Annotated in this window: 1 protein-coding gene; it reads right to left on the reverse strand. The window is 50.9% G+C overall.

The annotated features are described in order from the left end of the window. On the reverse strand, window positions 1–330 hold a 330-nt coding region (locus LK536_RS58620), incomplete at both ends, for a hypothetical protein (RefSeq protein ID WP_506092315.1).

Genomic DNA, 330 nt, shown 5'->3' on the forward strand with positions numbered 1-330 from the left:
GACAGGGTACGGATTTTGACCGGCCGGGCGCGGCCCACCAGCTTCATTCCCTTACTCCTCTCCTTAAACCTCTTCTCCCTTCCTTTTTCTCTTCTCCTCTCTTCCCCCCTTTCTTCTCTCCTCCCCTCTCCCTTCCTCTTCCCCTTCTTCCCTTCCCTTCTTCTCCTTCCTTCTCTTTCCTTTCTCTCCCTTTCTTCTTCTCTCCTCCTTTCTTCTTCTTTCCCCTCTCTTTCTCTCCCCCTTTTTCCTTCTTCTTCTTCCCCCTTCTCCCCCTTTTTCCTTTCTCTCCTTCTCTCCCTTTCCCCTTCCTTTTCTCTTTCCTTCCTTCTT

This window comes from Clostridium pacaense (assembly GCF_020709765.2).
Classification (GTDB): domain Bacteria; phylum Bacillota; class Clostridia; order Lachnospirales; family Lachnospiraceae; genus Enterocloster; species Enterocloster hominis.